Genomic DNA, 6,207 nt, shown 5'->3' with positions numbered 1-6,207 from the left:
GCCGATGGCCTGCGTGCCGGACCGGTCGGCCGCTGGCGCGGCCGCGCCGGCATGCGCCGCGCCGCGCACGCCGCCCAGCGCACCGGCATGCGCGGCACCGGCATGCGCGCCGGCTTCCGCCGAGCTCTTGGCGAAGCGCGCCAGGGCGAAGCCGGCCAGCACCGCGGCGCCGAAGAACGCCACCGGCTGCCGCCGCGCCAGATCCTCCACCTGGCCCATCAGCTGGGCCGGGCTGCTGTCGCGCAGGCTGCGCGCCAGGCGGTCCATCGCGCCCGCCGCCTCCTGCACATACTCCGCGACCTGCGGCGAGGTCTCGCGCAGCTGGTCGGCGGCGCCATGCACCGCCCGCGCCAGTCCCTCGGCCTGCTCGGCGCCGCGCTGCTGCTGGCTCTCGGCGAAGCCCAGCGCCTGGTCTCGCGCATCCTCCGCCAGGTCGGTGCCTTCCCGCTTCAGGTCCTGCACCGCGCCGGCCGCTTCCTGCCGGATCTGCCCCGCCGCCTCGCGCGTCTCGCCCGCCACCTGCTGGCCGGCCAAGCGCCCCTGCTCGGCAGCGCGCTGCGCCGCCTCATCCGGGTCGTGGGACGCGCCCTGCGCCGGCGCGCCCGGCATCCTGCTGCCGCTCATTGTCACTATCCCCGCCATTCTGGCGGGCCGCGCCGGATGCCGGCAGGCCCGCGGACGCGGCGAGAACAGCGGCGCGTGATGGATGTTCCGCCGGCCCTGCCTAACACATCCTCGCTCCGCTGCCGCTTCACGCTGCCGCCGGCCGGGTTGTGGCCGCCGCGGCTTGCGGTTACGGCTGGGCGCAGCGGCGGCGCGACCGCCGCGGCGACGATCCCGCCGGGCCCGCCCCGCATGCGGGGCGGGGCGGGGGGAATACGATGCTGACGCTGCTGGCCTACGGCATGGTGCTGGTCTTCATGGTGCTGATCATGACGGACCGGCTGTCGGCGCTGCTGGCGCTGATCCTGGTGCCGATCGCCTTCGCCCTGCTCGGCGGCTTCGGCGGCGACATCGGCAAGATGGCGCTGGACGGCATCCGCAACCTGGCGCCGACCGGCGTGCTGCTGCTGTTCGCCATCCTGTATTTCGGCATCATGATCGATGCCGGGCTGTTCGATCCGGTGGCGCGCACCGTGCTGCGCATCGTGCGCGGCGACCCGGTGCGCATCGTCATGGGCACCGCCGTGCTCGCCTCCATCGTCTCGCTCGATGGCGACAGCTCGACCAGCTACATCATCACCACCACGGCGATGCTGCCGCTGTACCGGCGGCTGGGCATGAACCCGCTGGTCGCCGCCTGCGTCATCATGATGGCGGCCGGCAACATGAACCTGACGCCCTGGGGCGGGCCGACCGCGCGCGCCGCCAGCGCGCTGCACCTGGATGCCAACACGCTGTTCGTGCCGCTGATCCCGACCATGGTTGCCTGCTTCTGCTTCACGCTGTTCGTCGCCTGGCTGCTGGGGCGCCGGGAACGCGCCCGCGTAGGCGTGCTGGACCTGGCGCAGCTGGACGACGTGCCGGCGCCGCCCGGCGGCATGGTGGACACGGTGGCGCCGGCGCCGCCGGAACGCCGGCCGCACCTGCTCTACGTCAACCTGGCGCTGACCCTGGCGCTGATGGCCTGCCTGCTGTCCAGCCTGCTGCCCCTGCCGCTGCTGTTCATGATCGGCTTCGCCATCGCGGTGCAGATCAACTATCCCGGCCTGGCGGAGCAGAAGGCGCGCATCGCCGCGCATGCGCCGAACGTGCTGGCGGTCGTCTCCCTCATCTTCGCCGCCGGCGTCTTCACCGGCATCCTCGCCGGCACCGGCATGGTGGAGGCGATGGCGCGCAGCGTCACCGCCATCATCCCCGACGGCGCCGGGCAGTTCATCCCGCTGATCACCGCGCTGGTCAGCATCCCCTTCACCTTCCTGATCTCGAACGACGCCTTCTATTTCGGCATCCTGCCGATCCTGGCCGAGGCCGGCGCCACCTTCGGCCATTCGGCCGAGGCGATCGGCCGCGCCTCGCTGGTCGGGCAGCAGGTGCATCTGCTCAGCCCGCTGGTCGCCAGCACCTATCTGCTGGTCGGGCTCTGCGGCATCGACTTCGGCGCGCATCAGCGCTTCACCATCCCCTGGGCGCTGGGCTCGGCGCTGGTGATGCTGCTGGCCGGCGGGCTGGTCGGCGCCTTCCCGCTGTTCTGAGCCCGCCGTCCGGAGGCAGGCGGCGGCGACGGCGATGCTTGCCGCGGCCGCCGCATGCTGCCACGGGTGGCAGGCGTCCGGGCGGCGGCGGCGCCCGTCGCCCGACATCATCTGGCGGTCCGACCGACGGGTCCGGAACCGGCAGGCCGAGGGGTAGGAGGTGCCGCCGCAGTGGCGCGGAAACGCAGGATCGCGAAGCACCGGCTGTCCGGCCGGCAATGCGCCGCGCTGCCGCTGGCCGAGCGCGGCGGCGAGTTGCAGGTGCTGCTGGTCACCAGCCGCGAGACGCGGCGCTGGGTGCTGCCCAAGGGCTGGGTGGAGGAACCCGCCCCGCCGCATGAGCAGGCGGCGCGCGAGGCCTATGAGGAGGCGGGGCTGGTCGGCGAGGTCGCGGCCGAACCGGTCGGCCGCTATGTCTACGACAAGCGGCTGCCCGGCGGCCGCATCCTGCCCTGCGAGGTGGAGGTGTTCCCGCTGCGCGTGCTGCGGCAGCTGAAATCCTGGCCGGAGAAGCGGCAGCGCCGCACCGCCTGGTTCACCCTGCCGCAGGCGGCGCTGGTGGTGGAGGAAGGCGGGCTGGCGATGCTGCTGCTCCGCCTCGCCCTGCCGGAGCGCTGATCCCGACCGCCCCGGTGGCGGGACGACGGCCGGCCGGCCGCAGCCGCCTGCCTGCGGCCCGGTATCCCGCGCCATGTCCGGCGCCGGCGCGGCCCTGCGCCGGTCGCGCGCATCGTCGCTTCGGGCGGTTCGCGGAAAGCCGCGCTCCGCCCAGGCGCCGGCGGGATCCGCGCGGACCTGCCGCCGCGCGGATCCCGCCTCAGCACAGTCCCTGGAGGGTCAGCGGCGCTCCGGCCCGCCCGGCTGCGGCCCGCCGCCGCCGAACATGCCGGCGAGCAGCCCATCGAGGCCGCCGCCCACCTCCTCCTCGCGCTCCGGCAGGCGGCCCTGCGGCGTGATCCGGTCCACCGCCTGCGGCAGCATGGCGCTCAGCTCGTTCAGCAGGGTGCCGCGGTCGGTGCCGGCCTGGCGGGCGGCCTGGTCCAGCTCCTCCGGGTCGAAATGCCGCGCCAGCTCCTCCGGCGGGACCGGCTGGTTCTCCCCGGGGCCGATCCAGGAATCCACCTGCTGCGACAGGCCATGGCCGCGCAGCCCGCCCAGCAGGCCGCCGAGGCCGCCCAGCAGGCCACCCAGGCCCGCGCCGGCGGCACCGCCCAGCAGCCCGCCGAGGCCGCCGCCCTGGTTGCCGCCTTGGCCCCCCCATTGGCCGCCCGGCTGGTTGCCCCAGGCCCCGCCGGGCTGACCGGCGGGCTGGCCCCAGGCGCCTCCGGGCTGGCCAGCGCCCTGGGTGCCCCAAGGACCCGGGGCCTGGGCCGGTGCCTGGGCCGGCCGGCCGGCCTGGCGGGCGTCGTCCCCGCCGCCGAACAGGCCGCCGAGCAGGCCGCCCAACCCGCCACCGAGACCGCCGCCACCGCCCTGGGGCTGCGGCGCCGGCCCCTGCGACTGCCGCGCATGCTTCATCAGCTGGTGCACCAGCAGGGCAATGGCCGCCATCTTCACGCCGTTCGACAACCCGCCCGCGAGGCCGCCCTGCGACCGGCCCGACAGAAACTCGCTCATCTTCGCCTCCCACGTCCCTGAGGGCAGGGAGAACGCGGCGCGGCGCGCGATGTTGCGCCGGCCGGGCAATGGTCCGGTTGGTGATGACGCTTGCACACGGGTCCGTGTGGAGTAGAACGTATACCATGTTCTCTCAACGGGAGCCGTCCAACGCCCCCCTGCCGGTCGATGATCCCGGGGACCGGGCCCGGCAGGCGCCGGTGCATGTCCTGCTGCTCGGCCTCTCCGTCCTGCTGCCGCTGGCGCTGTTCGCCTGGACCGCCTGGTCCGAGCGGCGGCAGGCGATGGAGGATGCGCAGGCGGCCGCCACCCGCACCGTCGCCGTGCTGCACGAGCATGCCGCGCGGGTGCTGGAAACGCATGAGCTCGTCCTCTCCGAGGTGATCCGGCAGACCGAGGGCCGCGACTGGGCGGAGATCGCCCGCGACCACCGGCTCTGGACCTATCTGCAGCGCGTCGCCGCCGATCTGGGCCGCCCGGCCGACATCCTGCTGGCCGATGCCGCCGGGCAGGTGCGCATGACCACCGCCCGCTTCCCCGCGGCGCGCGGCGACAGCCTGGCGGGCGCGGAGGATTTCGCCGTGCTGCGGGCCGGCGCCGGCTGGAGCCATCTCGGCCTCGCCACCGCGGCGCCGGGCGGGCCGCGGCAGATCACGCTCAGCCGCCGCCGGGTGGATGCGGAAGGCCGCTTCGACGGCATCCTGCGCGTCGGCCTGCCGATCGGCCAGTTCACCGAATTCTGGGGCCGCTTCGCGCCCAGCGCGCAGCACCTGGTCACGCTGGTGCGCAGCGACGGCCTGCTGTTCAGCCGCTGGCCAGCCGAGGTGGCGCAGACCCGCCTGCCGATCGACGGCGCCTTCCTGCGCAACGCGCGGGAGCAGCGGGAGGGCAGCTTCGCCGGCCATTCCCCCATCGACGGCATCGCCCGCATCAGCGCCTTCGCCCAGGTCCGCGACTATCCGCTGCACCTCGCCTTCAGCGTCGAGACGGCGGCGGTGCTGCATGGCTGGCACGAGAGGGTCACGCTGCTCGGCCTCTACACCGCGCTGGCCGCCGCCGCGCTGCTCGGCATGGCGGTGATGGCCATGCGGCTCTACCGCGAGCAGCGCCGCGTCTCCGGCCGCTGGCGGCAGATGGTGGAACAGCTGCGGGCCGAAAGCGCCCGGCGCGAGCAGGCCGAGGCGGCGCTGCGCCGCGCCCAGACGCTGGAGGCGGTGGGGCAGCTCACCGCCGGCGTGGCGCATGACTTCAACAACCTGCTGCAGGCCATCCGCAGCGGCCTCTACCTGCTCTCGCCCCGGGTGCCGGAGACGTCGCGCCGCGTGCTGGATGCCAGCCTGCAGGCGGTGGACCGCGGCGCCAAGCTGGTGCGGCAGCTGATGGTCTTCGCCCGGCGGGAAGGGCTGGAGCCCCGCCCGGTCGATCCGCGCGCGCTGATCGCCGGCCTCGGCGAGCTGCTGCAGAAGGCGGTGGGCGCGCCGGTGGCGATCGAGACCGCGATCGCCGCGGATCTCTGGCCGGCCCTGGTGGACCCGACCCAGGCCGAGCTCGCCATGCTGAACCTGGCGATCAATGCCCGCGACGCCATGCCGGAGGGCGGGACGCTGACGATCGGCGCCCGCAATGCGCGGCTTGCGGTGCCGCAAGGCGGGGCGCCGGCCGGCGACTACGTGGTGCTCTCGGTCACCGATACCGGCACCGGCATGCCGCCCGAGGTGCTGGAACGCGTGCTGGAGCCTTTCTTCACGACCAAGGCGATCGGCAAGGGCACCGGCCTCGGCCTGTCCATGGTGCATGGCTTCGTCACCCAGTCGGGCGGCGACCTGCGGATCGAGAGCCGGCCGGGCCAGGGCACCACCGTCAGCCTGTGGCTGCCGCGCGCCGAGGCCCCGGCCGAGCTGCCGCGGGAGGAGCTGGCGCCGGCGCGGCCGGCACCGGCCGGGCATGGCTGCAGCCTGCTGCTGGTCGATGACGACGCGCTGGCCCGGCTGGCCACCGCCGCGGCGCTGCGGGAGATGGGCCATGAGGTGGCCGAGGCGCGCGACGGCGAGGAGGCGCTGCTCGTGCTCGGCCAGCGGCGCGACCTGCGGGTGCTGGTCACCGACTACGCGATGCCGCAGATGAATGGGGCGGAACTCACGCTCGTCGCGCGGCGCGGCCGCCCGGACCTCGCGGTGATCATGATCACCGGCTATGCCGCCGGCCTGCCGGGCGGCAAGCCGCCGGGCGTGCGGACGCTGCTGCGCAAGCCCTTCCGGATGGAGGAGCTGGACATGGCGGTGCGCGTCGCGGCCGGGCTGGAGGCGATGGCGGGGTAGCGCAGGGCCGCGGCGCGGTGCCGGCCGGCGCGGGGCCTGGCGCGCCGATCGCGGCCCCGCGGCGGCGTCGCTGCCCT

General features: G+C 74.9%; 5 protein-coding genes. 3 read left to right on the top strand and 2 right to left on the bottom strand.

All coding sequences use genetic code 11. The annotated features are described in order from the left end of the window. A partial coding sequence (locus E2C05_RS27305) for a hypothetical protein (RefSeq protein ID WP_456306534.1) occupies nt 1-624 on the bottom strand: 624 nt, incomplete at its 3' end. A 257-nt stretch (nt 625-881) separates the two neighbouring features. Between E2C05_RS27305 and E2C05_RS27300 the strand changes: the two genes are divergently transcribed. Next, nucleotides 882-2,195, top strand: coding sequence for a CitMHS family transporter (locus E2C05_RS27300; RefSeq protein WP_133222807.1), 1,314 nt, complete (start codon nt 882-884; stop codon nt 2,193-2,195). Between the two features lie 171 nt (nt 2,196-2,366). Then, nucleotides 2,367-2,813 (top strand): NUDIX hydrolase, encoded by a 447-nt coding sequence (locus tag E2C05_RS27295; protein ID WP_240046917.1) that lies wholly within the window; start codon nt 2,367-2,369, stop codon nt 2,811-2,813. 219 nt (nt 2,814-3,032) lie between these two features. Here the strand turns inward: E2C05_RS27295 and E2C05_RS27290 are convergent, their stop codons facing one another. Then, on the bottom strand, nt 3,033-3,812 hold the full coding sequence (locus E2C05_RS27290) for a YidB family protein (protein ID WP_133222805.1): 780 nt from the start codon (nt 3,810-3,812) through the stop codon (nt 3,033-3,035). A 125-nt stretch (nt 3,813-3,937) separates the two neighbouring features. On the opposite strand from E2C05_RS27290, the gene E2C05_RS27285 reads away from it, so the two are divergent. Beyond that, nucleotides 3,938-6,130, top strand: coding sequence for an ATP-binding protein (locus tag E2C05_RS27285; RefSeq protein WP_158292400.1), 2,193 nt, complete (start codon nt 3,938-3,940; stop codon nt 6,128-6,130). Nucleotides 6,131-6,207: the final 77 nt, after the last annotated feature.

It is taken from the genome of Paracraurococcus ruber (genome assembly GCF_004353985.1).
In the GTDB taxonomy this organism is placed as follows: Bacteria; Pseudomonadota; Alphaproteobacteria; order Acetobacterales; family Acetobacteraceae; genus Paracraurococcus; species Paracraurococcus ruber.
The sequence above is the reverse complement of the archived record's forward strand: the minus strand, read 5'-3'. Positions and strand labels throughout refer to the sequence as shown.

Coding starts and splice junctions, on each gene's coding strand:
- E2C05_RS27300 (WP_133222807.1), top strand. CDS start 882: ATGCTGACGCTGCTGGCCTACGGCATGGTGCTGGTCTTCATGGTGCTG.
- E2C05_RS27290 (WP_133222805.1), bottom strand. CDS start 3,812: ATGAGCGAGTTTCTGTCGGGCCGGTCGCAGGGCGGCCTCGCGGGCGGG.
- E2C05_RS27285 (WP_158292400.1), top strand. CDS start 3,938: ATGTTCTCTCAACGGGAGCCGTCCAACGCCCCCCTGCCGGTCGATGAT.